Below are 23,672 nucleotides of genomic sequence, written 5' to 3'. Positions count from 1 at the left end.
GGTTGGCGCGGCGGCGGCTGGGGCGGTCCGGCGGCGGCCGGTGTTATCGGCGGCCTTGCGGTCGGCGCGCTCGCAGCCTCGGCCTATCCTTATGGCTACGGCGGCTATGGCGGCTGCTATGTCCAGAATCAGCCGGCTTACGACGGCTATGGCTTTTTCCTCGGCTATCGGCCCGTGCGCGTTTGCTACTGACGCTTCAGCTACTTACGCTTTTGCTTGGCCGCAAAGTCCAGCAGCGTCGGTTTATTACGGAAGCCCCGTCGAATTGACGGGGCTTATTTAATTTTTGGCTAATTTTGTTGCGCGATCGACGCAACTTTCCAGCTTGCGCTGCGTTATAGGTGTGATGCCGCACAGCGTGCCCTGACGTGATGAAGGAAAGTCGTCGTGTCAGACGCGCCGGGTGGAAGGAGACAGGCTGATGGTCAATTCTCGCAAAATAATCGGATTGCAGGCCCTGAAATTCACGATGGCGGGGATTGCGGTTTCGTGCCTTGGCGTGGCTGTCTTCGCGGCGCCGATGACGATGACGCCGAAGAGCAAAATTGCCGACACCGGCCAGATCTTCGAGCATAGGAGCGTATATTCGCCAGGTTACGAGCCGCTGGCCCGGGGTCCGGCGATGCAGCTTGGCCGCGCCGCTCCCGGCGAAGATGAAGATTGCGTGCGCGTCACCCGCGTCACCGGCCCCGATGGCCGCGTCTATGTGACCCGCGGGCTCGTCTGCGCGAACTGAAAGTTTCAATCCGGCGAGGCTTCGCCGGCGGATCTTGCTGACGTCGGGTCTCTTCCCCATCTCGGGATCATGGCGTCAGCTTATTTTCTCTCCCTGACGCCCGCTGGTCTTTACTGCCCGGCGGGCGATTTTTTTGTCGATCCGCTGCGGCCGGTCCCGCGCGCGCTCATCACACATGCGCACTCGGATCATGCCCGCGCCGGTCACGGCGCTGTTCTCGCAACGCGCGAAACGCTGGAGATCATGGCCATTCGGCTCGGCTCCGCTTTTGCCGGGTCGACTCAGACTGTCGCCTATGGCGACCAACTGCGGCTCGGCGCGATCGACGTCAGTTTTCATCCGGCGGGCCATGTCCTCGGCTCAGCCCAGATCCGAATGGCGGACAGGACGTGCGTCATCGTTGCTTCGGGAGATTACAAGCGCGAGGCCGACCCGACCTGCGCGCCATTCGAACCCATATCCTGCAACGTCTTCATTACCGAGGCGACATTTGGCCTGCCGGTGTTCCGGCGCTCGAAGACGAAGGATGAGATCGAAAAGCTTCTTGCTTCACAAAGTCTTTTTCCCGAGCGCGCGCATCTCGTCGGCGCCTATGCGCTCGGCAAGGCGCAGCGCATCATCGCCCTGCTGCGCGCGGCCGGCTATGACCGGCCGATCTACCTGCACGGCGGCGTCGAAAAACTGACGGCCTTTTATCAGGGGCGAGGGATCGAGCTTGGCGAATTGCGCAGCGTCGCTCTCAGCGATCGCGCGAAACTCGCGGGCGAAATCGTGATCTGTCCGCCGGGCGCCTTGCAGGACCTATGGTCCCGGAAATTTCCGGATCCGGTGGCGGCCTTCGCTTCTGGCTGGATGCGGGTGCGAGCACGGGCGCGCCAGCGCGGCGTTGAACTGCCTCTCGTCATTTCCGATCACGCCGACTGGGACGGTCTGACGCAGACCATCATCGAGACCGGCTGCGAAAAGGCGCTGGTGACGCATGGCGAGGCGGAAGCTCTCGTCCATTGGGCGCGCGGCGCCGGGATCGAGGCCGAGCCTTTGCATCTGCTCGGCTATGGCGACGAGGAAAACGAAGGTCAGCCCGCCACGGAGGAGAGCGCTTGAACGCTTTCGCCGAACTCCTCGACCGCCTCGCTTTCGAGCCTTCGCGCCTCGGCAAATTGCGATTGATGACGGAATTTTTCCGCCATCAGCCGGACCCGGAGCGCGGCTATGCGCTTGCGGCGCTCACCGGCGCGCTATCCTTTCAGCACGCCAAGCCCGGCCTTATTCGCGGCCTCATCAGCGAACGCGTCGATCCGGTCCTGTTTGCGCTTTCCTATGATTTCGTCGGCGATCTGTCGGAAACCGTCGCTCTGCTCTGGCCAGATCGCCCCGACGCAAATCGGGACGCCGGCGACAATGGCGCGCCTCTGCTGCTCTCGGATGTGGTGCGCGAACTCGGCTCCGGCGGCAAGATCGGTCTTGCAAGGCGGCTCGCAGCCTGGCTCGACGCGCTGGATGAGACCGGCCGCTGGGCGCTGTTGAAGCTGATCACCGGCTCGCTGCGCGTCGGCGTTTCCGCGCGGCTGGCAAAGACGGCGGTCGCTAAACTCGGCGGCAAGAAACCGAATGAAGTCGAAGAGACATGGCACGGCTTGAGGCCGCCTTACCTTGATCTCTTCGCCTGGATGGAGGGCCGCGAGGACCGGCCGGACCCTTCTGATCCCGCGCCCTTTTGTCCCGCCATGCTTGCTCATGCGATCGAAGAGAGGGATTTCGATGAAATTGTTCCGGCCAATTTCATCGGCGAATGGAAATGGGATGGAATCAGGGTTCAGGCGGCGAGCGGGCGCGACGGCGACGGACGCCGGGCGATGCGTCTGTTTTCGCGCACGGGCGAAGATATTTCCGCGGCCTTCCCGGACCTTACGGAATGTCTCGCGCAGCTTCCCTTCGAGGCTTTTTCGCTCGATGGCGAATTGCTGATCGTCAGGGACGCCCGCGTCGAGCCGTTTGGCGTGCTTCAGCAAAGACTGAACCGCAAGACGGCTTCGGTCAAGCTCCTTGCCGAGTTCCCAGCTCACATTCGCGCCTATGATCTGTTGCGGCAGGACGGCGAGGATTTGCGTGCGCTGACGTTCACCGAAAGGCGCGCCAGGCTCGAAACCTTCGCCGCGGCGGCCGGTTGTTCGCGGCTTGATCTATCGCCGCTTGTTCCCTTCGTCTCCTGGGAGGAACTGGCGCAGGCGCGGAAAAATCCGGCGGCCTTCGGCGCCGGGCAGAACGCCGAGGCGATCGAAGGCTTGATGCTGAAGCGGAAGGATTCGATCTATGTGCCGGGGCGCCCGAAAGGCCTCTGGTACAAATGGAAGCGCGACCCCTTCACGGTCGACGCCGTGCTCATGTATGCGCAGCGCGGCCACGGCAAACGCTCATCCTATTATTCCGACTTCACCTTCGGCGTCTGGCGCGACGAGCCCGAAGGAGCCCGGCTGGTTCCCGTCGGCAAGGCTTACTTCGGTTTCACGGATGCGGAGTTGATCGAGCTCGACCGCTATGTCCGCAACCACACCGTCAATCGATTCGGTCCTGTGCGGGAGGTGGCCTACGGACGCGCGGAGGGGCTCGTCCTCGAGATCGCCTTTGAAGGGCTGAACCGCTCGAGCCGGCATAAATCAGGCGTTGCGATGCGCTTTCCGCGCATCGCCCGCATCCGCTGGGACAAGCCGGCGCGCGAAGCTGACTGGATCGAAGGGCTTGAAGCTTTGCTGCGGTAGCGTTTCTTCAAGGTACGGCGTCTTGCGCAGGACTCTCAAGTCTCCTTGGCGTTGACGCAAGCTCCGGCAAGTTACGGCGCGCGTTCGTTTGGATGCTTGCCGGCAAGCGGTCGCGTTCAAGAGTCGCAGGGCGAAAGAACGGCCAGGCTCACGCCCTCCCTCTATGATTGCGGCGAACTCAGCCTTTGTCGCAGCGCAAAACAGGCGATAAAACGGCGCCAAACCGGTCAACCGTGGGCTTGCCTTATTTCGGCCGCTGAATTTTCCTGTTATGACATTGAGGCGCGCGTGGTAACCGGAAGCAAAATCTGCCTCCGGCTCCCAAAAATCCAACGTTGAAAGCTGTGGCGGTCGAGCTGACGGTAAGTTCAGTGATGATCTTCTAGGCAATAGCCTGTATCGGTGCTATCTGGAGTCTTCCCGATGCTGTCTCGGCGGTTCGTGCAAGTCGTGTCTGGCGCTGGAAAATTCGGTCTGGCGCGGGATTTGGACGAATATCGCGCTGACGCAATCATCAAATCGAGTGACTGAGACTACTGCATTTCCGGTAGTTCACGCGAAGTTCCTTGCGCGCTCACTTTCGAAGTTAGGACCATTCATGCCTATGATTGCCCTGGTCGATGATGACCGCAATATTCTCACCTCCGTTTCGATCGCTCTCGAGGGCGAAGGCTATCGGGTGCAGACATATACGGACGGCTCGACCGCGCTTGACGGCCTCAAGAGCGATCCGCCGGATCTCGCCATTTTCGACATCAAAATGCCGCGTATGGACGGGATGGAGCTGCTGCGCAGGTTGCGGCAGAAATCCGATCTGCCGGTGATTTTCCTCACCTCCAAGGATGAGGAGATCGATGAATTGTTTGGCCTCAAGATGGGCGCCGACGATTTCATCCGCAAACCATTTTCGCAGCGCCTCCTCGTCGAGCGGGTGAAGGCGATTCTGCGCCGGGCCAATCCCAAGGACGCCGCGTCGCAGAAGGAAGCCGATGCGAAAATTCTTGAGCGCGGCCTTTTGAAAATGGATCCGGAGCGCCACGCCTGCACCTGGAAAGACGATGCGGTCACGCTCACCGTCACCGAGTTCTTGATCCTGCAGGCGCTTGCGACGCGGCCGGGCGTGGTCAAAAGCCGCAACGCCCTGATGGACGCCGCCTATGACGATCAGGTCTATGTCGACGATCGCACGATCGACAGCCACATCAAGCGCCTGCGCAAGAAATTCAAGGCTGTGGACGATGAGTTCGAGATGATCGAAACGCTGTACGGCGTCGGCTATCGCTTCAAAGAGTAGCGGTGCGCCATTCTTGATCCGCTTCGCTTGGGGGAAGAGGAAGCGATGAGCCTCGAGGCGCAACAGGACTTAAACTTCGAGCGAACGCGCGTCGCCGCGCAGCGCGCCAAGCGCATGCGCCGGAGCTTTTCCGCGCGGCTGCGCGGGCTGCTGCGCAGCTTGAGCTCGCGTTTTTCATCATCGCTGACGCGCCGCATCGTCGTCTTGAATCTCGGCGGCCTCGTCGCCCTGCTCGTCGGCTTTCTCTATCTCAACCAGTTTCGCGAGGGCCTCATCGACGCCCGCGTGCAGAGCTTGCAGACGCAGGCCGAAATCATCGCGGCGGCGGTCGCGGCCTCGGCGACGGTCGACACCGATTCGATCACGATCGACCCGGAAAAGCTTCTCCAGCTGGCGCCGGGAGAAAGCTACGGGCTCGCCGACGACAGCACGCCTTCTCTCCAATTTTCGATCAATCCCGAACGCGTCGGGCCCGTGCTGCGCCGCCTCGCCTCGCCAACGCGAACGCGCGCGCGCATCTATGATCGGGACGGCTATCTGCTGCTCGATTCGCGCTCGCTGACCAGCCGCTCGAATATTCTTCGCTTTGATCTGCCGCCTACCTCCTCTGGCGAAAAAATTTCGCTCATCGAGCGGCTGTGGAGCAAACTGACCAGCATGCTCTGGCGCTCCGACCTGCCGCTCTACGAAGAAAACGGCGTCGACAACGGCAGGAACTATCCCGAAGTCATTCATGCCCTCGGCGGCGGCGTCCAGTCGATCGTCCGCGTCAATGTCAAGGGTGAGACGATCGTCTCCATCGCCGCGCCCATCCAGCGCTTTCGCGTGGTGCGCGGCGCGCTCCTGCTGTCGACGGAAGGCGGCGACATCGACAAGATCATCGCCTCCGAGCGCTGGGCGATCGTGCGCGTCTTCCTCGTCTCAGTGATCATCATGTTTCTCCTTTCGCTGTTCATCGCCGGCACCATAGCGGAGCCGATCCGGCATCTCGCCGAAGCGGCGGAACGGGTCAGGCGCGGCACGAAATTGCGCCGGGAAATCCCGGATTTCACCGATCGCTCGGATGAAATCGGCCATTTGTCCGGCGCCCTGCGCGACATGACCAAAGCGCTTTACAACCGCATCGACGCGATCGAAAGTTTTGCCGCCGATGTCGCGCATGAACTGAAAAATCCGCTGACGTCCCTGCGCAGCGCCGTCGAAACCTTGCCGAACGCGAAGAAGCCCGAGTCCCAGCAGCGTCTGCTCGCCGTGATCGAGCACGACGTCCGGCGTCTCGATCGGCTGATCAGCGACATATCCGACGCCTCGCGCCTCGACGCGGAGCTAGCCCGCGCCGACATGGACCAGGTCGATCTCGAACTGATCCTAAAAACGGTCACAGCGATCAGCAATCAGATCAAAGCCGAACCATCTGTCCAGGTCAGCCTGACGATCGCGCGTCTATATCATGACGGGAACCATAGGCTGGAGTTCAGCGTGCTCGGCCATGATTCGCGGCTTGGTCAGGTCTTCAACAATCTGATCGACAATGCGCGCTCCTTTTCGAACCCGGGCGGATGGGTGCGCGTTCACATGCGCCCGGCCAAGGATTGCACGGACGATGGCTATTGGCGCGACGGATTTGAGATCACCGTCGATGATGATGGTCCGGGCATTCCGGCCGACGCCTTCGACCGCATTTTTGATCGATTCTACACTGACCGGCCCAATCAGGGATTTGGCCAGAACTCGGGGCTTGGCCTATCGATCTCCCGTCAGATCATCGAAGCGCATGGCGGCCGGATCTCCGCGCGCAACCGGCTTGGCGCGATGACCGAAGATGAAGAAGCGCCCGTGCTCGGCGCACGCCTGACGATCTGGCTGCCGAAGGGCTGACCCCAGAGGTTTCTTCTCGAGCGCGCGGAAACGCGAAAGACCCATGCCGCAACTCGATGTGCATGCAAGCGCGGTGGCGATCAGGGAGGCCGGCGTTCTCATTCGCGGGCCCTCCGGGTCCGGCAAGAGCCGGCTAGCTCTTGCCCTAATCGCGGGCGCGCGCGGCGCCGGCGCCTTTTCCCGCCTCATCGGGGACGACAGAATAGCGCTTGAAGCGCGCCACGGACGTCTGATCGCCCGCGGCCATCCAAAAATCCGCGGCCAGATCGAACAGCGCGGCGCCGGCATCTTGCGCCTGCCCTACATAGAGGCAGCGGTCATCCGGGTCGTCGCCGACCTTGCACCCGCCGATGAAGCGGCGCGCTATCCAGAGCCGGCGAGCGAGGACGCGGGGGCCCGCCCGCTAAACTGCGAAGATTGGGATTTCCGAGGTCTTGGCTCCGTCAATGTCGGCGGCCTCTGGCTACCCTCTCTCGTGCTGCCGGCCTGCGTCGGGGCGAGCGACCTCGCTCTGGTGATCTTGCAGCGTTTTCGCTTCGGCTGCGAGTCTGGGTCCCGTCCGAGGCAAGGCGGCGGTGGAACAATGATGACATAGCTGGAAAGAAAATTTCCGAAATCAGACGCTTCATGATTCATTTCACTTGCCAAGACGGCCGCAACGCACAAAATGAGCGCCGCTTACGCGTCTGCAAGAGGTCACGTCTCCGCAAAGATCGTCCGCGCCGCGGTGGCGCTGGAGGAAACCGCTGGAAATCAGGTCATTTAAGCTGGGTCTTGTCATTTCGGATCTTGTCCCTTCGAGACTTTTGCCGCATCGGGTTTTCCACAAGAGGCATTTCTGCTGTGAACCTTCCAAAAGCGCGCGGGTCCCACCTTTGACGAATGTTTGTCCTTTCCGCGCTGATCACCGACGGAGTTCCTGAATGCGCAGGCGCATCCGATGATTGGGATGGTTCTCGTCACCCACGGCCACCTCGCCACGGCTTTTCGTGCGGCCCTGGAGCATGTCGTTGGTCCTCAAAAGCAGATCGAAACAATTTCGATCGGTCCCGATGACGATATCGAACAGCGACGCAAGGACATCGTCGCCGCGGTGGAACATGTCGATAGCGGTTTTGGCGTCGTCGTCCTGACGGATATGTTCGGCGGAACGCCGTCGAACCTTGCAATCTCGGTGATGAATGGATCGCAGGTCGAGGTCGTCGCCGGGATCAATCTCCCGATGCTGATCAAGCTCGCTTCGGTCCGCGATACGTCGAGCCTCGAACAGGCCGTCATTCAGGCGCAGGATGCGGGCCGCAAATACATCTATGTCGCCAGCCGCGTGTTGAGTGGGAAATGATGCATAACGAGCGCGACCCTGCCGATTGGGAGGACTGTCCCGCGTGTCAAGCGCCGGATGGAGCGCTTGTGCGCAACCTCACGATCGTCAACCGCAAAGGATTGCACGCACGGGCGACAGCGAAATTCGTGCGCTGCGTCGATGGCTTTAAGGCCGACGTCATGGTCGGACGCTGCGGAGAGATGGTCGGGGGGACCTCGATCATGGGCATTTTGACCCTCGGCGCGGGACTTGGCATGACGATCACGGTGACCGCGACCGGCGCCGAAGCGCAAAAGGCGCTTGACGCCATCGAGGCGCTTGTGGCCGACCGCTTCGGCGAGGACGAATGAGCGCGAAGGGGCTCCCGTCGCGAGGAAGCTTCTTCATCGCGACCGTCACCTTTGCATGAAGCGGCGCTCCTGAAAGCCGGCCGCCATTGCGGCATCGGCGCAGGATGACCATATAAATTAGGATCATGGACGGTCGAAGCTGTCGGGGCTGGCGCCTCGCAGGGATTCCTCGGCGCCGGACTTTCCATGATTTCGCATTTTCCTGTCGCCGAAGGCGGACTCCGCAGCTGAGAGGATGCTCTTTGCGAAAGCGTCTTACGCACGGCGCGAGAAAACAGTATCAGTCGGGCTGAAAATCCTTGATTGCTTTCTGGAATGATTGGATGAGGAGGCGTTCATGCCTACGCCCGCGCTAGACGCGCCGGCCTTTGCGCCGCAGGCTGCCGAGCAGGAAAAGCGCGACGTTTGGCTTTCCATTCGCCGCGGCTTGGCGGGGCATTGTCCGGCCTGCGGAAAAGGCAGGATTTTCGGGCGCTATCTCAAGGTCAACGCCGTTTGCCCGCATTGCGGCGAGGAGCTGCATCACCACCGCGCCGACGACGCTCCGCCTTATGCGACGATCTTTATTGTCGGCCACATCATCGGCACCCTGATGCTGCTGACAGAGGAATTCTGGCCGGACGCGCCGATTTGGCTGCACGCGATGATATGGCCAACGCTGACCGCCATGCTTTCGCTCTGGTTCCTGCCGCGCGTCAAGGGCGGCTTGATCGCGCATCAATGGGCTTTGCGCATGCACGGGTTCGAAACGGCCGCGTCGCCGCGCCCGCCGAAGCCGGCCGTCTAAATCCCAACTCACTGGATATTGCTGTGCTCAACCGGCCTGAACGCCCTGACAAGGGCGGCGGCGTAGCCTCCGCCCGGGGTCCCTTTGGCGCCATCGCCTGCGCGATCGCAACCGTCTCGATCGTCGGCGTCGGCCTCTCGCTGACGATGACGCTGATCGCCGTCCGCCTCGGCGAGCAGGGGTATTCCGCGCGCGCGATCGGATTCAATACGGCGGTCGCCGGCTTTGCGACTTTGATCAGCGCGGGATTCATTCCAGGTCTCGCACGGCGCATCGGCCTTCAGCGATTGCTCTTCGCCGCCCTGCTCCTTTGCGCGCTATGCCTCGCGGCCATGGCGGCCACGGATAATTACTGGGCCTGGCTTGCCCTGCGGGGAATATTCGGCGTCGGCCTCACCGTCCTTTTCGTTCTGAGCGAATATTGGATCAACGCCATCGCCCCGCCGCATCGGCGCGGGTCGGTCCTTGGATTTTACGCCGCGAGCGTCGCGCTCGGCTTTGCCGCCGGCCCTCTCATCCTCGCCGCCGTCGGGACGGCCGGCCCGGCCGCGTTCATTGTCGCGATCGGGCTTTTCACGGCGGCCGCTTTCCCCATCATTCTGGGCAGCGCGGCGGCCCCGGAGCTTACAAGGCAATCCTCTCTGCCGATCCTCAGCTTCCTGCTCGTCGCCCCGGTGGCCACCCTCGCCGGCCTCCTGCACGGCGCCATCGAGACGTCGAGCATGGGATTGCTTCCCGTTTATGCGCTGCGCTCCGGCCTCAGCCCCGAGACCGGCGCCTCATTCGTCACCCTGTTCGCGCTCGGCAGCGTCGCCTTCCAGTTTCCTGTCGGCTTTTTGGCGGACCTCATGGAGCGTGGAAGGCTGCTGGTCCTCATTGCGCTCATCAGCGTTCTGGGGGCTGTTGTTCTGGCGTTTTCGCCACCCGGGAGTTCGACCGGATTTGGCGCTCTGCTGCTCGTCTGGGGCGGCGTCGTCGGCAGTTTTTACGCGGTCGCCCTCGGCTATCTCGGCTCGCGTTACAAGGGCTCGGAGCTCGCCAGCGCCAACGCGGCCTTCGTTATGCTGTACTCCGCCGGAATGCTGGGTGGACCGCCGGTCATGGGGGTCGGCATGGATGCGCTGGGCCCGCGCGGATTCTTCCTCAGCATAGCCGCGCTGCTCATCGTCTATGTCGTCATCGTTGGGCTGGCGCGCGCCAACGCCTCGAAAGCGCATTCTTGACAAGTGGGCCGCGATCCTTATGGTCGCGACTTTCAGAAATCTTCGCCCCCTAAGCCTTTGGCTTGGGCGCGGGGCGTAGCGCCGCATCCGAAACATGATGGTTCAGCATTGAATCATCATGTTTCTTTAACGTCTCGTTTCAACGTGTGACAGCATCCGAAAAGTCTGCGACTTTCCGGCGTCACGCCCTAAAGGACTGCTTCGATGGCCAAGGCCGCAATGCTCAAGATCAAGCTCCTGTCCACGGCGGACACGGGCTATTTCTATGTCACTAAAAAGAACGCGCGGACGAAGACCGAGAAGCTGACGTTCAAGAAATATGATCCTGTCGTGCGCAAGCACGTTGAGTTCAAGGAAACCAAGATCAAGTAGCCTCTGACAGTTCTGCGACGCGTTGGGGCGCGCCCGTGTGGCTGGCCGCGCGGCGAATGGAAAAGTCGGGAATGTCTCCGATTCTCAGAAAATCGGAGACATTTTTATTGGCCCCAGTCGGCGCGCTTGGCGAGTTCGGCGAGATAGGCGGATCGCGCCTCCGGCAGGCCGAGGCCGCGCGGTCCGAAAACATCGCGAATAAGAAAAAATTCGGTGAGCCTGAAGCCGTCGCGAATATCGCCGGGGCTCGGGCTGCTTTCTTCATACGGATCGCCGCCCTGGCGCAAAAAGGGCGGCAGCGGCAGGAGACGGCCGCGATAGGGCTCCCCCGCTCCCGATGAGACCGCCCGGCCCGATTTCGGCGACACATAGACGAGATCACGCGTGTCGCCCGTCGCCGCGCAGCGGGAAAGATCGAGCCCGAACCCGGTCTCGGTCAGAATATCGACTTCGAGCCGCACGATCAGAGCTGGAAGCTCATCATCATCGATATGATCGGCGATGAACGTCGCCGCGTCATAAAGGTCTGGGTGGGGGTCGCGCTCGGCCAGCAGCCGTAGCAGGGCGCCGATGAGGCCGATGGCGTGCAGCGCCTCCGCGCTCGCCATCAGGCGCGCTGTGCGCAACCGTGTCGGCTCAACGGCGAAGAAGCCTAAATGCTCGTCGAGCCGGGCGCGCCAGACGAGGTCTGCGCTATTGCCTGGCTGCAGAAAGGCTTGCATTTTCCGGGATCTGCCGCCCTTGACGAGACCAAGATGGCGGCCATGCGCGCGCGTCATCGCCTCGACGATAACGCTCGTCTCGCCATATTTCTTCAATCCGATGATGAGGCTCTCATCACGCCATTCCATAGCGGCGAGTCTCTCGGCGTCCGGGCGCCAGCCTGATCCAGGCCAGCGTCATCAAGGAATGAGCACCATCGCGCCGGTCGTCTCGCGCGCTTCGAGGGCGCGGTGCACACTGGCGACATCGTCCAGCGGATAGGTTCCGTGCAAGGGTATCGTGACATCGCCGTTTTTGACGACGCGCAGCAGATCGCGCGCCATCTTGACGAAATCCTCGCGTTTAGCGGCATAAGTATTGAGCGAAGGCCGCGTTGCGAACAGCGAACCTTTGGCGGCCAGCAGCCCGATGTCGAAGGCCTCGATCGGACCTGAGGCCGAGCCGAAGCTGACGAACATGCCAAGCGGCTTCAGGCAATCAAGCGAGGCGGGGAAGGTCGCTTTTCCGACGCCGTCATAGACGACGTCGCACAGAGCGCCCTTCGTGATCTCCTTGACCCGCGCGGCAAAATCCTCCTCCCGGTAGAGGATCACATGTCTCGCTCCGGCTTTTTTGGCGAGCTTCGCCTTCTCGCGCGTGCCGACCGTGCCGATGACATGGGCGCCAAGCGCCCTCGCCCATTGGCAAAGGATGAGGCCGACGCCGCCCGCCGCGGCATGGACGAGGATCGTGTCGCCCGCCTTCACCTTGAACGTTCGACGCACCAGATACTGCGCCGTGAGCCCTTTCAGCAGCATCGCCGCCGCGACGTCGTAAGGAAAGCCTTTCGGCAATTTGATCAAGCGATCCTCGTTGACGATACGCGCCTCGGCATAGCCGCCGAGAGTCGCAAGGGAGGCCACCCGATCGCCGACCTTGACGCTTTTGACCCCTTTGCCGACTTCGATCACTTCGCCGGCCGATTCATTGCCCGGCGTAAAAGGGGAAGGCGCGGGATAATCGCCCTTACGGAAATAGACATCGATAAAATTGACGCCAATGGCGTGATTGCGAATGAGGACCTCGCCGCGCCCCGGCGGCGGCAGCTCGATCTCCTCGACGCGCATCGCCTCCGGCCCGCCAGTTTCGTGAACGCGAACAGCCTTGACCATGAACGCGCCTCCCATTTCTTGTCCAGCGTCCCTTTTGTGAAACCGTCAAGCCGGCGTCTTGCCGCCCGTTCTTAGCTTTTTCCCGGCGGACGAATCGCCGTTATCTCCCGGCCCCGCCATCCTCCGCGATCATCGCGGCGATCTCCGCCTCGCATACGAGAACGCTATCGACGAAAGCCTTGCCCGAATACCACCACATATTGCGGCGGTTATTGGTTTTGGTCATGTGAAACTCGACGCGATCGCCTGGCAACACAGGCTTGCGGAACTTCGCCTTGTCTATGCTCATGAAATAAACGAGCGGCGGGACCGCGCGGTCCCGGGTGTGGGCCCTGATGCACAGCGCGCCAGCCGTTTGCGCCATTCCCTCGATCAAAAGCACGCCCGGCATGACGGGGCGGCCGGGAAAATGACCCTGAAATTGCGGCTCGTTGATGCTGACATTCTTGACGCCGACGCCGAACGCATCGCCTCTCGCCTCAACGATCCGGTCGACCAGCAGAAACGGATAACGATGCGGCAGATATTTCAACAGCTGCAGAATATCAAATGATTCAAGTGTCGCCTCCGGCTCGTTCATCTTGACGCTTTTGCCCTCACTTCTTGTGTGCGACGCTACTTTTCCGTGACATCTCCTTTGAGCATCTTCAGGCAAAGGGGATCAAGGTCGAAACGACGAAAAACCAGCCCAAGCCTCGCCAGACGTCAATTTTTTCCGCGCGTCAATCGCTCGACGATCGCGAGGGCGCGCAGCCAACGGCGCAACGGCCGCGCGGGGGCGCCGGCGTAATGGGCTCCAGCCGGAACATCCGTCCCGACTCCCGACTGCGCGGAAATACGCACGCCGGACCCTATTCGCAGACTTTCCCCGACGCCGGACTGCGCTCCCACGCAGACGAAATCGCCTATGTGCGCCGAAGCGCCAATCATCACCTGCGGCGAAATCCAGCATTTGCGTCCAATCGAGACATCCGGACCAACTTGGGCGAGATTGCCGATTTTGGACGCTTCACCGATCACTGTATCGCGGGCGAAGCCTCGATCGATCGTCGCATTGGCCCCGATTTCGACGTCATCTTGAATGATGACGCGGCCGATCTGGGGCATTGCGAGCGCGTCTGAATGCATGAGACCAATCTCACTGCGCCGTGACCCCGCTTGGCCTATGCGCGCGCCCGCATGCAGATGAACCCGATTGCCGACCAGCGCATTGGTCAGCGTCGCCTGCGCCCCGATCGAACAGTCCCGGCCGACGCGAACGCCAGCTCCGATAACGCTATTGGCCGCGATGATCGAACCGGAGCCGATCTCGGCGCGAGGCCCGATTACAACTCCCGGATCAATGATGACCCCAGGCTCAAGACGCGCCTCCGGATGGACGGACGCGCCAGGATTGACCCCGGTCGCGGCGAACAAGGAGATCGGCCGGAGCGCCGAAGGAAACATCCGCGCGAGGGCGAGCGCAAAGGCGTGCTCCGGGCGCTCCGTCACCAGCGCCACCGTCGGGGCCGGGACGCGACCCGCGAAACGATCCGTCACGAAGCACGCCGTGGCGTTGGTTTCCTGAAGAAGATCGAGACGCTCTGGATGCGCGAAGAAGGTCAGATCGCCGGATTCAGCTTCATCGAAAGGCGCCGCCCCATGGACCAAGAGCGTCAAATCACTGCCATCGGCGACCGCCGCTCCAGTGAGGGCGATGATGTCAGCGAGCGAGAGCTGCATGGCTCTCAAGAAGAAAAGCGGATCACTCATTCAGCGCCCGCGCGGAGGCGAAAAAGCAAATCAGACGACCGCGTCCGGAAATGGTTCATCCGAAACGTCCCGCGCGTTTCAAACAAGGCCAGCTAGAGGCTCTCGTCAAAGGAATGCGTACCACACAATGAGATCGTCACGCATTTCGATTCCATGGGATCCGGCAACGTATCGACGCCGCATCGCCCTGACGAATACACCAGCTCTTTTCGCGAAAGAGAGGCTAAAATTACTCGCCAGGGACCGCGGCCCCACTCAGATCGTCGGCTTAAGCCAGGCATACGGGCGCCAATGGCCGTGGCGCCCGGATTCGTGGCTCAAAAGCTCGTGCCGCCGGTGAACCGGAAGAACTGGGTCTGGTCAGCATTGCTCTTGGTCACGGCCTTCGCGAAGTCGAACCGGATCGGACCCAAGGGCGACTGCCAGATAAGCGAAGCGCCAAGCGATGAGCGAATGGTCATGGCGGCCCCGCCCAAGACAATGCAGTTGCTCTGGGTATAGAGCGGAGGCATGTCATTCAGCGTGCAAGTGCCATTCGGGCTGAAATTCGTTTTGCCAGTGAAGCCCCACAGGCTGCCGGCATCCGCGAATAGCGCGCCCTTAAGGCCAATATCCCGTGGCAGATAGGGGATCGGGAATTGCACTTCGGCGCTGCCGCCGAAATAGCTGGTTCCGCCAAGCGCATTACCCTGAGAGTAGTAATAGCCGCTCGACACGTCGCGAGGACCAAGGCCGTTCGGAGCGAAACCGCGCACAAGGCTCGGACCAAGATTGAAATTATCTACGATGCGGAGCGGATTGCCGCCAAAGCCGAAGATCTCGCCGCCCTGCACGTGAATGACGCCGACTATCTGGTCCATGATCTCGTGGTAGTAGCGAATGTCGCCGGTCGTGCGCACGAACTGCGATTGACCGCCGGCGCCGGCGATGTCCTGCCGCAGCTCCGCCAGGATGCCGCCCGTCGGATTTTTGTTGTTGTCCAGCGTATTGTACGAAAGCGAATAGCCAAACATGGACGTCAGCGTGTTCCCCTGCGCCTCTTTGAGCGCCAGCGAAGCTTCGCCGTTGTTCAGGCAGCTATTGTAATAATTCGGAACCGTCCAGTTGTAGCCTGGCGTCGTTCCCCAGAGAGGGTAAGTACAATCGTTGTAGGGGAACTGCGCTGAGTTCGGGATCGAGATATTCGTATTATAGATCGAATAACGGGGAGAGAAGGTGAGCTCGTCGGTGATAGGCAGGCCGAAGCGCACCGTGCCGCCAGTGACGAAATTCGTATAATAGGAATACTGATTGACGCTCGATTGCTTCGCATAGAGATCGAAGCCCGCGGCGAGACGGTTACCGAGAAAATAGGGCTCGGTAAAGTTGAGTTCGACGCCGCGCGCATATTGTCCCTCGGAGACCGAGAGGCGCACATATTGCCCGCGTCCCATGAAATTGGTTTCCGTCACGGCGACTTCGGCGATGAAGCCGTCCGAAGTCGAGTAGCCGCCGGACACCGACAGCGAGCCGGTCGGCTGATCTTCGACGTCGACGACAACGATGACGCGATCCGGCGCGGAGCCCTGCTCGTTGGTGATCTTCACCTTCTTGAAGTAGCCGAGATTGTTGAGGCGCCGCTCCGCGCGCTCGATGAGCACACGATTATAGGCGTCGCCTTCGCCGAGCTCGAACTCGCGCCTGATGACATAATCGCGCGTTCTCGTGTTGCCGCGGATGACGATGCGCTCGATGTAGACGCGCGGACCTTCCTCGACGACAAAAACGATGGCGACGGTGCGCGTCGCAGGATCACGATCGCCGCGCGGCCGCACCTGCGAGAAGGCGTAACCGTGGGTGGTGACTTCCTTGGTCAGGGCGTCCGTGGTCTTTTCGACGAGATCGCCGTTGTAGGTCTGCCCCGCGGAGAAGCGCACAAGCGGCCGCAATGTCGCCGCGTCGAGCGTTGGCAGGTGGGACTCAACGTCGACGGATCCAACCGTATATTGGGGACCCTCCTCGACGGTGATGGTGATGATGTAGCCGCCAGCTTCCGGATTATATTGCGCGTCCGAGCCGATCACGCGAAAATCGGCGTAGCCATTTTTCAGATAGAACCGACGGATCAGCTCGAGGTCAGACGCGATCTTGTCCGGGTCGTAGACGTCGGACGTCTTGAAGAAGGACATGAAGTTCATTTCCGTCGTCTGCATGAGATCACGCAGCTTGTCGGAAGAATAAACATGATTGCCGACGAAATTGATGGTCTTGATGCCAGTCTTCTCGCCTTCGTCGACGGTGAACACCACATCCATCGTGCCATTTGGCAAATCCACGGTGCGGGCCGTCACCTTCGCTGCGGCGCGGCCAGACCGGCGATATGCGTCCTTGATCCGCTCGATGTCGGCGTCGACCGTCGCCTGACTGTAAGGCCCGCGCGACTTGGACTGAATTTCAGACGCCAGCGTTTCTGTCTTGACCTTGCTGTTTCCCTCGAAGGCGACGCGATTGATGACGTTATTTTCTGTCACTGCAATGACGACGCGGCCGCCTTCATGGAGGACGCGGACATTAGAGAACAAGCCAGTGGCGTAAAGAGCTTTCACGCCCTTGTTGATCGCATCCTGATCGGAGCCGCTGAAATAGGATTGGATCGTCTCGGTGTCGATGCGCTTGTTGCCCTGCACCGAAACGCCCGCAGCGGCGGCCGGCAGCGCGCCGATCAGCCACGCAAGGGCGAGCACGGTGACAAAAAGCCGGTTCATTTGACGACGCACAGACAGCATTAAGACCGGTCTCCACCACGCGCGCTCCCGCCGACTGCCGCCCGAACGCCAGAGTTTGATGCAACTGGCTTTAGGGCGTGGCAGACGCCGACTCGCAAACCCTCAGCTCTGCTTCTACAAGCTTTGCCCCTCGCTGCAAATCAAGATTCACCCGAACGCGGCGTTTTGGACAAGGCGTGGCGATCAAGACACGCTTTGCGGTGAGTAGAAGGTTAACCGTTAAAGTTAATGCTTTGCATCAATGGAGCCGCGGCGCTCAGCCCCAGCGCATCAGCTGCCGCGTCAAGCGTAAAATGTCATTATAGGTCGCGAAGATCATCAACCCCGCGACCAGCGTAAGCCCGACCTTGAAGCCGAATTCCTGCGCTTTTTCGTTCAGCGCCCTGCCCCGCACAGCCTCGACCGCATAGTAGAAGAGATGTCCGCCATCGAGGAGCGGGATCGGCATAAGGTTCAAAAGCCCGACCGAGATCGACAGGACGGCGGCAAGGTTCAAGAGAGCCGCGACGCCGATCTTGGCCATTTGGCCGGAAACCTCGGCGATGCGGATTGGTCCCGAGAGCTGATCAGCCGACTCGCGCCCCATCACCAGCCCGCCGAGATAGGAGCCGGTGCGCGCGACGACATACCAGGTCTCTCCGGTCGCGCGCATGAAGGATTCGCCAAGGCCATAACGCTGAAGGCGCCAATTTTCCGGCTTCGCGCGCGTCTCGACGCCGAGAACGCCGACCCGCGTCGTTCCGAAAGGCGTCGAGATATCGCGTCGGCGCGGAGTCGCAACGAGTTCAACCGTCTTGCCCTCGCGATCGACGTCGAAGGTCAGCGCCGTGTCGCTCGCCGTCTGGACGATGCGCTGCATGTCCTCAAAGCTTTCGATCTTCTTGCCATCGATCGAAACGATGAGGTCGCCGGGCAGGAATCCGGCCGCCTCGGCGGCGCTTCCCGCCGTCACGGCGTCGACCAGAGGCGCGAGCAAGGCGCGCCCGTTGATGAAATAAATGCCGGTGAATATCACGATCGCCAATATGAAGTTGGCGATCGGGCCGGCAGCGACGATGGCTGCGCGCTTCCATACGTTTTGCGCGAAAAAGCTGACCGCGCGATCCTCGGGTGACATCGCGGCCGCGGCGGCGCCATCGGTCATGGAGGCGCCATTCGCGTCGCCATGAAACTTGACATAGCCGCCAAGCGGCAAAGCGCCGATGCGCCAGCGCGTGCCGCGGCGGTCAGTGAAATGGAAAAGCTCCGGCCCGAAGCCCAGCGAAAAGGCGTCGACTTTCACGCCGCACCAGCGGCCGACGAGAAAATGCCCGAGCTCATGGAAGAAAACCACGAGGCTCAGGACGAAAATGAACGGCACGATATAGGCCGCGACCGACCAGAGATGGGCAAGGATCGTCATTTCAGCTCCCGGAGCATTTCAAGCGATGCGGCTTGGCGGCTCGCATAGAGAAGATGCAGTAAAACAACATGCTAGGGCGTTTTCTAAAATTCCTGAAATTGCAAAAACTTAATCAAGGCCGCGCGGCGGCGTCTGTGGTTTGCTCCAAATGATCGCCGCGATCAGTTGACGGCGGCGCCCGCTCTGCCCGCGAGAGCAAAGCGCGCTCTCTCACGCGTCGCCTGATCGATGGCGAGCGCATCTTCAATCGATTCCGGCTCACGCGCGAGGCCGTCAGCCAGAGCCGAATTGCAAGCCTCCTCGACCATTCGGGCGATCTCATGGAAAGAAATCAGTCTTTTGAGAAAGGCCTCGACCGCGATCTCGTTGGCGGCATTCAAAACAGTGGGAAGTCCGCGGCCCATTCGCAAGGCGTCCAAAGCGACGCGCAAAGCGGGAAACCGCTCGAAATCCGGACGCTCGAATGTCAATTGGCCGACCCCCGCGAGATCGAGACGGCGCGCTTTCGTCGAAATGCGCTTCGGATGGGAGAGGCAATGCGCGATCGGCACCTTCATGTCGGGCGCGGCCAGCCCCGCCGTCACCGAGCCATCGGAAAACGCGACAAGACCGTGCACCACGGACTGGGCGTGCACGAGAACGTCGAGCCGCGCGGCTTCGACGCCGAACAGATAATGCGCCTCGATGAGTTCAAGACCTTTGTTCATGAGCCCGGCGGAATCGATCGTGACCTTTGGTCCCATAGCCCAGTTCGGATGGTTCAGCGCCTGCTCGGGCGTCGCCCTGGCGATCTCGTCGGCCGTCCAGGTTCGAAACGGTCCGCCGGAGGCGGTCAGCGTGATCATCTCGATGGTGGCGAGATCGGCGTCGCCCATCGCCTGGAAAATCGCATTATGCTCGCTGTCGACCGGCAGCAGGCGCGTTCCCGACGCGGCGGCCTGGCGCATGAAGGCGTGCCCGGCGCAGACGAGGCACTCCTTGTTGGCGAGGGCGACGGTGCGCCCGGCGGCGAGCGCCGCGAAGGTCGGAGCCACTCCGGCCGTTCCGGCAATGGCGCCCATGACGATGTCGGCTTGATGCAAAGCCGCCTCGATCACGGCCTGCGGGCCGGCCGCCGCCTCGATCGAGGTTCCAGACAACGCTTCTTTGAGGTCAGCATAGCCGTCCGGGTCGGCGACCGCCGCGAATTTGGCGCCGAGTTCACGCGCGACCTGGGCGAGCGCCCTGCCGTCGCGCCCTCCGGCGACCGCCTCGACGGTAAAGGCGCCGTCAGCGCCCTTGATGATCTCGGCCGTCGATCGGCCGATCGACCCTGTTGCGCCAAGCACGACGATGCTGCGCGGTCGGGCGGCCTCGTCCACGGCCTGCCGCAGTTGAATGATGCGTTCCATGCAGCCCCATTGTCGTTTTTTTGAGGATAACCAAAGGCGTGCGGTCTCAGGATAAGATCACGCCCGCAAACATTTGGATAGTGAAGCTTTGAAGCGCCGGAAAGCGGCGTTCCGGCGCATTCCCGAGCGCAATTATCGACGAACCCGATGAGCTGCGCGCTTTTCCCGCTTTTGCGGCGGGGTCGGGAACGCCGACTAGAGCCAATCGAACAATCCTGACGCCAAGCTCCAGTCCCCGATTAACGCCGCGACCAGGGCGGCGAATGTCGCCGCGGCGAGAAAGCCGTCAAGCCGGTCCATGAACCCGCCATGACCCGGGATCAGGGCGCTGGAATCCTTGGCGTCGAAGCGGCGCTTGACGAAGGATTCGAAAATATCGCCGCCCTGCGACACCAGCGCGGTGAGAAGGCCGAGCGCGAAAATAGGCAAGGCGAGCCGCGCGCCGCCGAAACCGGCGGCCATCAGAGCGCCGATCAAGGCTCCGGCGAAAACGCCGCAGAGGGTTCCGGACCAGGTCTTCGAGGGAGAAATTCGCGGCCAGAGTTTTGGGCCGCCGATCAAGCGGCCGCCGAAATAAGCGAAAACGTCGGTGCCCCAGACCGTGGCGCAAAGCCAGAAAATCGCTCTCGCGCCGAATGCCGGCAACGCGTAGAGAAGGCTCACCGACACGATGAGGGCGCCTGCGTAAAGGATGCCCGCGAAGGCCCATATCCTGCGGCGGGGGCCCGCCGCCAGAGCGGCCAGCGCGCCAGCGGCCAGCAGCACGCCGCAACCCAGGATGAAACGGCCTTCGGCCGCGAAAAAAGTGGCGAAGGCCAGAGCCGTCGCCGCAATGAAGAAACGCAGGCGCAGACGCGGCGCGTCGATCAGATTTTGCCATTCCCAGCCAACGGCGAGCGTTGCGCTGAACCAGATCACGGCAAAAATGGCGCCGCCCTGCCAGACCGCCGTCAGCGCCGCGCCGGCGAGCACAAGCGAGGAAGCGACGCGCGGGAGAAGATCGGCGAGCCGCCGGGCGCCCTGGCGCTTCCAGTCAAGGCCCTGCAAGGGCGGCGCGTCCACGCCGCGTGGGTTTTCGGCGCCGTCTTTCAGCATTGAGAGAGAAACCGGCCTATCGAGCAAATGACTCATGTCCTCGCTTTGCCGGCCTCGACAGCCGGGGTGACGCCGCCGAACCGGCGCTCGCGCGAGCCGAACTCGGCGAGAGCCGCCGCGAAAGCCTTGCGGTCGAAGTCCGGCCAATGCATCGGCAAGAAGACGAATTCGGAATAGGCCGCTTGCCACATCAAAAAATTGGACAGCCGTTTTTCGCCGGAGGTTCTGATGATGAGATCGGGATCTGGAATGCCGGCCGTATCGAGCCGCTGGGCGAAAAGCGTTTCGTCAATGTCACAGGCCTTGACGCGTCCGGCGGCGACATCCTCGGCGAGCGCGCGCGCGGCCGCGGCGATTTCCTGCCGCGCTCCGTAGTTGAAGGCGACGACCAGATTGAGCCCGGTGTTCGCGGAGGTCGCCTCCTCGGCCTCGACGAGCAATGTGCGTATATCTTCCTGAAGATCGTCGCGCCGGCCGATCACTCTGATCTTGACGTTAGCCTTATCGAGGTCGCTGAGATCGTGCCTGATGAAGCGCTTCAGCAGCCCCATGAGGTCGGCGACCTCCTGCATAGGCCGGCTCCAGTTCTCCATTGAGAAACTGTAGACCGTGAGATAATCGAGACCGAAATCAATGGCGGCGCGGACGGCGCCGCGCAAAGCTTCGAGACCGCGCCTGTGTCCCTCAAGACGCGGCAGTCCGCGGCTCGCCGCCCAGCGCCCGTTGCCATCCATGATGACGCCGACATGCGCGGGCGCGCCAAAGGGGCGCTGCTGCGCCGCCAGCGCGGGCTTGTCCGAGATCATGCTGTGCATGATGTTGTCCTGGTCGAGAATGGCGCGCGGCGGCCCCGCCCGCGCCTTCGTTCTTTTAAGCGAAATTTCACGGAAAGTCCCAATTCTGCCCGCGCCTTCGACCTGTTAGAAGCTTTAAGAGCCAGCGCCCGGAAGCTTTCAGCCCTGCAACCGGCCGCACCACGAGCGCGCGCTGAAACCGGAAAACCGCAAAGCCGATCGCTGCGCGGTTGCCGGTTCGCCGCCGGCCCGGCGCCCGGCTCATGTGTCCTTATACCAAAAGACCTCGCTCAAACCTGCATGATTTCGCGCTCCTTGGCGGCGACCGCGGAATCGACCTCGGCGACGCTTTGATCCGTGACTTTCTGCACTTCGCTCTCGTGCCTTTTTTCATCGTCTTCGCTGATCGCCTTGTCTTTCAGCAACTTCTTCAATGTGTCGAGGCCGTCGCGGCGCACATGCCTGACCGCGATGCGCGCGTCCTCGGCATATTTATGCGCCACCTTCACCATTTCCTTGCGCCTTTGCTCATTCAGCTCCGGAATGCGAATGCGCAGGATCTGCCCTTCGACCGTCGGGGAGAGCCCGAGATTGGAGTTTCGAATCGCCTTGTCGACGGCGGCGACCATGCCTTTGTCCCAGACCTGGACCGACAGCATGCGCGGCTCCGGCACGCTGATCGTCGCAACCTGGTTCAGGGGCATCGACTGCCCATAGGCTTCAACATGCACCGGCTCGATGAGGCTCGCGGAGGCGCGCCCGGTGCGCAGTCCCCCCAATTCGTGCTTCAAAGTCGCGATCGCTCCCTGCATTCGCCGCTGGAGGTCTGAAATGTCGAATTCTGCGCTCATCGTAAAATCCTGATGCCTGTCCTCATGCACGGTCCTTTAGACCATTTTCGGGCGAAGGGGGATCTTTCGCGCAAAGAAATGCGCTATAACAAAACGATAGAGCTTTTCGTCGATCCCGCGCAATTGCATGGGCGCCTGAACCCCACCCGGCGCCATGATCGCCGCGCCAATCGCCGCCCAACGCCGGTGTTCGTTCGGCCAGCGCGCCGGAGCGAATTCGAGCCGTCAGGGCGAAACGAGGCTGTAGCGGCCATGGCCCTGAAGCGCGCTGCAGATCGCGCCAGGCTCACGAATCGAGAAAACGATGATCGGAATCCGGTTCTCCCGTGCGAGGGCGAAGGCGGCGGTGTCCATGACAGCGAGGTTTTTGGCGATCGCCTCGTCATGCGTCAGTTGTTCATAGCGGGTCGCGGCCGGGTCGCGTTTTGGATCCGCTGAATAAACGCCATCGACCTGCGTCGCTTTCATGATGAGATCGCAGGACAGCTCCGCCCCGCGCAGGGCCGCTCCCGTATCCGTCGTGAAAAAGGGATTGCCCGTGCCGCCCGCCAGCACCACGATGCGGCCCTTGCCGAGATGATGCAGCGCCGCCTGCCGGGAAAAAGGCTCGCACAGCGATGGCATCGGCACAGCCGACAAGGCCCGCGCGCTCTTGCCTTGTTTCTCAATGGCGTATTCGAGCGCGAGCGCATTCATGACCGTCGCCAGCATGCCGATCGAATCGGCGCGCGCCCGTTCGATGCCCTTATCTGCCCCTGCGATGCCGCGGAAAAAATTGCCGCCGCCGACGACTACCGCCACCTCGACCCCAAGCGCCGCCGCGCCGGAAAGGTCCGCGGCGATCTGCGTCAGGGTGGGCATGTCAAGGCCGTGGCTGTGCGCGCCCATCAACGCCTCGCCGGAAAGCTTGACGACGACGCGCCGCCAGGGCGAAGGCTTGGAGGCGAGGCTGGGCGCAGAGCCCTCTTGGCTGGTCTCGGTCATCAACGCCGCCATTCTCGTTGGTTGAAAATCTTCGCCTGAAA

22 protein-coding genes and 1 pseudogene are annotated in these 23,672 nt (G+C 61.8%); 12 read left to right on the top strand and 11 right to left on the bottom strand.

Going from position 1 to position 23,672, the window contains the following annotated elements:
* The 12 genes and pseudogenes from MPC4_RS07865 to rpmG form a co-directional block, all read left to right on the top strand.
* Positions 1–192, top strand: a pseudogene (locus tag MPC4_RS07865) (hypothetical protein); the annotation flags it as partial.
* A 229-nt stretch (positions 193–421) separates the two neighbouring features.
* Complete coding sequence (locus tag MPC4_RS07860) at positions 422–736, top strand: hypothetical protein (protein WP_174512025.1); 315 nt, start codon at positions 422–424, stop codon at positions 734–736.
* 69 nt (positions 737–805) lie between these two features.
* On the top strand, positions 806–1,840 hold the full coding sequence (locus MPC4_RS07855) for a ligase-associated DNA damage response exonuclease (RefSeq protein WP_174512024.1): 1,035 nt from the start codon (positions 806–808) through the stop codon (positions 1,838–1,840).
* The gene (locus MPC4_RS07850; protein ID WP_174512023.1) at positions 1,837–3,495 is read left to right on the top strand and encodes a cisplatin damage response ATP-dependent DNA ligase; all 1,659 of its coding nucleotides are present in this window, start codon (positions 1,837–1,839) and stop codon (positions 3,493–3,495) included. The genes MPC4_RS07855 and MPC4_RS07850 overlap by 4 nt, the downstream gene beginning before the upstream one ends.
* A gap of 598 nt (positions 3,496–4,093) precedes the next feature.
* A complete protein-coding gene (locus MPC4_RS07845) occupies positions 4,094–4,789 on the top strand; it encodes a response regulator transcription factor (protein ID WP_134486331.1) in 696 nt (231 codons plus the stop codon).
* A 45-nt stretch (positions 4,790–4,834) separates the two neighbouring features.
* Positions 4,835–6,667, top strand: a complete 1,833-nt coding sequence (locus MPC4_RS07840; protein WP_174512022.1) for a stimulus-sensing domain-containing protein — start codon at positions 4,835–4,837, stop codon at positions 6,665–6,667.
* Positions 6,668–6,710: 43 nt separating this feature from the next.
* Positions 6,711–7,262, top strand: coding sequence for an HPr kinase/phosphorylase (locus MPC4_RS07835; protein WP_174512021.1), 552 nt, complete (start codon positions 6,711–6,713; stop codon positions 7,260–7,262).
* A gap of 345 nt (positions 7,263–7,607) precedes the next feature.
* Positions 7,608–8,009 carry a PTS sugar transporter subunit IIA gene (locus MPC4_RS07830; RefSeq protein ID WP_134486327.1) on the top strand — a complete coding sequence of 134 codons (402 nt, stop codon included), beginning with the start codon at positions 7,608–7,610 and terminating at the stop codon, positions 8,007–8,009.
* Positions 8,006–8,341 carry an HPr family phosphocarrier protein gene (locus tag MPC4_RS07825; protein ID WP_134486325.1) on the top strand — a complete coding sequence of 112 codons (336 nt, stop codon included), beginning with the start codon at positions 8,006–8,008 and terminating at the stop codon, positions 8,339–8,341. The genes MPC4_RS07830 and MPC4_RS07825 overlap by 4 nt, the downstream gene beginning before the upstream one ends.
* A gap of 337 nt (positions 8,342–8,678) precedes the next feature.
* Entirely contained in the window at positions 8,679–9,128 is a 450-nt protein-coding gene (locus MPC4_RS07820; RefSeq protein ID WP_174512020.1) for a DUF983 domain-containing protein, read from the top strand.
* A 23-nt stretch (positions 9,129–9,151) separates the two neighbouring features.
* Entirely contained in the window at positions 9,152–10,351 is a 1,200-nt protein-coding gene (locus MPC4_RS07815) for an MFS transporter (RefSeq protein ID WP_244628902.1), read from the top strand.
* A 204-nt stretch (positions 10,352–10,555) separates the two neighbouring features.
* Complete coding sequence (rpmG, locus tag MPC4_RS07810; RefSeq protein ID WP_134486319.1) at positions 10,556–10,723, top strand: 50S ribosomal protein L33; 168 nt, start codon at positions 10,556–10,558, stop codon at positions 10,721–10,723.
* Positions 10,724–10,827: 104 nt separating this feature from the next.
* Here the strand turns inward: rpmG and recO are convergent, their stop codons facing one another.
* From recO to pyrH, 11 genes are all read right to left on the bottom strand, one after another.
* Entirely contained in the window at positions 10,828–11,574 is a 747-nt protein-coding gene (recO, locus tag MPC4_RS07805) for a DNA repair protein RecO (RefSeq protein ID WP_174512018.1), read from the bottom strand.
* Between the two features lie 51 nt (positions 11,575–11,625).
* Complete coding sequence (locus MPC4_RS07800; RefSeq protein ID WP_174512017.1) at positions 11,626–12,597, bottom strand: quinone oxidoreductase family protein; 972 nt, start codon at positions 12,595–12,597, stop codon at positions 11,626–11,628.
* Between the two features lie 100 nt (positions 12,598–12,697).
* A complete protein-coding gene (gene fabZ, locus MPC4_RS07795) occupies positions 12,698–13,177 on the bottom strand; it encodes a 3-hydroxyacyl-ACP dehydratase FabZ (RefSeq protein ID WP_174512016.1) in 480 nt (159 codons plus the stop codon).
* 125 nt (positions 13,178–13,302) lie between these two features.
* Entirely contained in the window at positions 13,303–14,349 is a 1,047-nt protein-coding gene (lpxD, locus tag MPC4_RS07790; RefSeq protein WP_174512015.1) for a UDP-3-O-(3-hydroxymyristoyl)glucosamine N-acyltransferase, read from the bottom strand.
* Positions 14,350–14,666: 317 nt separating this feature from the next.
* Positions 14,667–17,093 carry an outer membrane protein assembly factor BamA gene (gene bamA / locus MPC4_RS07785; RefSeq protein WP_244628901.1) on the bottom strand — a complete coding sequence of 809 codons (2,427 nt, stop codon included), beginning with the start codon at positions 17,091–17,093 and terminating at the stop codon, positions 14,667–14,669.
* 277 nt (positions 17,094–17,370) lie between these two features.
* On the bottom strand, positions 17,371–18,516 hold the full coding sequence (gene rseP / locus MPC4_RS07780; RefSeq protein ID WP_174512013.1) for an RIP metalloprotease RseP: 1,146 nt from the start codon (positions 18,514–18,516) through the stop codon (positions 17,371–17,373).
* Positions 18,517–18,677: 161 nt separating this feature from the next.
* Positions 18,678–19,907 (bottom strand): 1-deoxy-D-xylulose-5-phosphate reductoisomerase, encoded by a 1,230-nt coding sequence (gene dxr / locus MPC4_RS07775; RefSeq protein WP_174512012.1) that lies wholly within the window; start codon positions 19,905–19,907, stop codon positions 18,678–18,680.
* Positions 19,908–20,102: 195 nt separating this feature from the next.
* Positions 20,103–21,038, bottom strand: a complete 936-nt coding sequence (locus tag MPC4_RS07770) for a phosphatidate cytidylyltransferase (protein ID WP_244628900.1) — start codon at positions 21,036–21,038, stop codon at positions 20,103–20,105.
* On the bottom strand, positions 21,035–21,817 hold the full coding sequence (locus tag MPC4_RS07765; RefSeq protein WP_134486306.1) for an isoprenyl transferase: 783 nt from the start codon (positions 21,815–21,817) through the stop codon (positions 21,035–21,037). Before MPC4_RS07765 ends, MPC4_RS07770 begins: the two co-directional genes overlap by 4 nt.
* Positions 21,818–22,086: 269 nt before the next feature.
* Complete coding sequence (gene frr, locus MPC4_RS07760) at positions 22,087–22,647, bottom strand: ribosome recycling factor (protein ID WP_174512011.1); 561 nt, start codon at positions 22,645–22,647, stop codon at positions 22,087–22,089.
* A 225-nt stretch (positions 22,648–22,872) separates the two neighbouring features.
* Positions 22,873–23,631 carry a UMP kinase gene (gene pyrH, locus MPC4_RS07755; RefSeq protein WP_174512010.1) on the bottom strand — a complete coding sequence of 253 codons (759 nt, stop codon included), beginning with the start codon at positions 23,629–23,631 and terminating at the stop codon, positions 22,873–22,875.
* Positions 23,632–23,672 lie beyond the last annotated feature (41 nt).

Source organism: Methylocella tundrae (assembly GCF_901905185.1).
Lineage (GTDB): Bacteria > Pseudomonadota > Alphaproteobacteria > Rhizobiales > Beijerinckiaceae > Methylocapsa > Methylocapsa tundrae.
The sequence above is the reverse complement of the archived record's forward strand: the minus strand, read 5'-3'. Positions and strand labels throughout refer to the sequence as shown.

What these genes read in the sequence shown, in the direction of transcription:
- MPC4_RS07860 (WP_174512025.1), top strand. Translation starts at nt 422, where the DNA reads ATGGTCAATTCTCGCAAAATAATCGGATTGCAGGCCCTGAAATTCACG.
- MPC4_RS07855 (WP_174512024.1), top strand. Translation starts at nt 806, where the DNA reads ATGGCGTCAGCTTATTTTCTCTCCCTGACGCCCGCTGGTCTTTACTGC.
- MPC4_RS07845 (WP_134486331.1), top strand. Translation starts at nt 4,094, where the DNA reads ATGCCTATGATTGCCCTGGTCGATGATGACCGCAATATTCTCACCTCC.
- MPC4_RS07840 (WP_174512022.1), top strand. Translation starts at nt 4,835, where the DNA reads ATGAGCCTCGAGGCGCAACAGGACTTAAACTTCGAGCGAACGCGCGTC.
- MPC4_RS07835 (WP_174512021.1), top strand. Translation starts at nt 6,711, where the DNA reads ATGCCGCAACTCGATGTGCATGCAAGCGCGGTGGCGATCAGGGAGGCC.
- MPC4_RS07830 (WP_134486327.1), top strand. Translation starts at nt 7,608, where the DNA reads ATGATTGGGATGGTTCTCGTCACCCACGGCCACCTCGCCACGGCTTTT.
- MPC4_RS07825 (WP_134486325.1), top strand. Translation starts at nt 8,006, where the DNA reads ATGATGCATAACGAGCGCGACCCTGCCGATTGGGAGGACTGTCCCGCG.
- MPC4_RS07820 (WP_174512020.1), top strand. Translation starts at nt 8,679, where the DNA reads ATGCCTACGCCCGCGCTAGACGCGCCGGCCTTTGCGCCGCAGGCTGCC.
- rpmG (WP_134486319.1), top strand. Translation starts at nt 10,556, where the DNA reads ATGGCCAAGGCCGCAATGCTCAAGATCAAGCTCCTGTCCACGGCGGAC.
- recO (WP_174512018.1), bottom strand. Translation starts at nt 11,574, where the DNA reads ATGGAATGGCGTGATGAGAGCCTCATCATCGGATTGAAGAAATATGGC.
- MPC4_RS07800 (WP_174512017.1), bottom strand. Translation starts at nt 12,597, where the DNA reads ATGGTCAAGGCTGTTCGCGTTCACGAAACTGGCGGGCCGGAGGCGATG.
- fabZ (WP_174512016.1), bottom strand. Translation starts at nt 13,177, where the DNA reads ATGAACGAGCCGGAGGCGACACTTGAATCATTTGATATTCTGCAGCTG.
- lpxD (WP_174512015.1), bottom strand. Translation starts at nt 14,349, where the DNA reads ATGAGTGATCCGCTTTTCTTCTTGAGAGCCATGCAGCTCTCGCTCGCT.
- bamA (WP_244628901.1), bottom strand. Translation starts at nt 17,093, where the DNA reads ATGAACCGGCTTTTTGTCACCGTGCTCGCCCTTGCGTGGCTGATCGGC.
- rseP (WP_174512013.1), bottom strand. Translation starts at nt 18,516, where the DNA reads ATGACGATCCTTGCCCATCTCTGGTCGGTCGCGGCCTATATCGTGCCG.
- dxr (WP_174512012.1), bottom strand. Translation starts at nt 19,907, where the DNA reads ATGGAACGCATCATTCAACTGCGGCAGGCCGTGGACGAGGCCGCCCGA.
- MPC4_RS07770 (WP_244628900.1), bottom strand. Translation starts at nt 21,038, where the DNA reads ATGAGTCATTTGCTCGATAGGCCGGTTTCTCTCTCAATGCTGAAAGAC.
- MPC4_RS07765 (WP_134486306.1), bottom strand. Translation starts at nt 21,817, where the DNA reads ATGCACAGCATGATCTCGGACAAGCCCGCGCTGGCGGCGCAGCAGCGC.
- frr (WP_174512011.1), bottom strand. Translation starts at nt 22,647, where the DNA reads ATGAGCGCAGAATTCGACATTTCAGACCTCCAGCGGCGAATGCAGGGA.
- pyrH (WP_174512010.1), bottom strand. Translation starts at nt 23,631, where the DNA reads ATGACCGAGACCAGCCAAGAGGGCTCTGCGCCCAGCCTCGCCTCCAAG.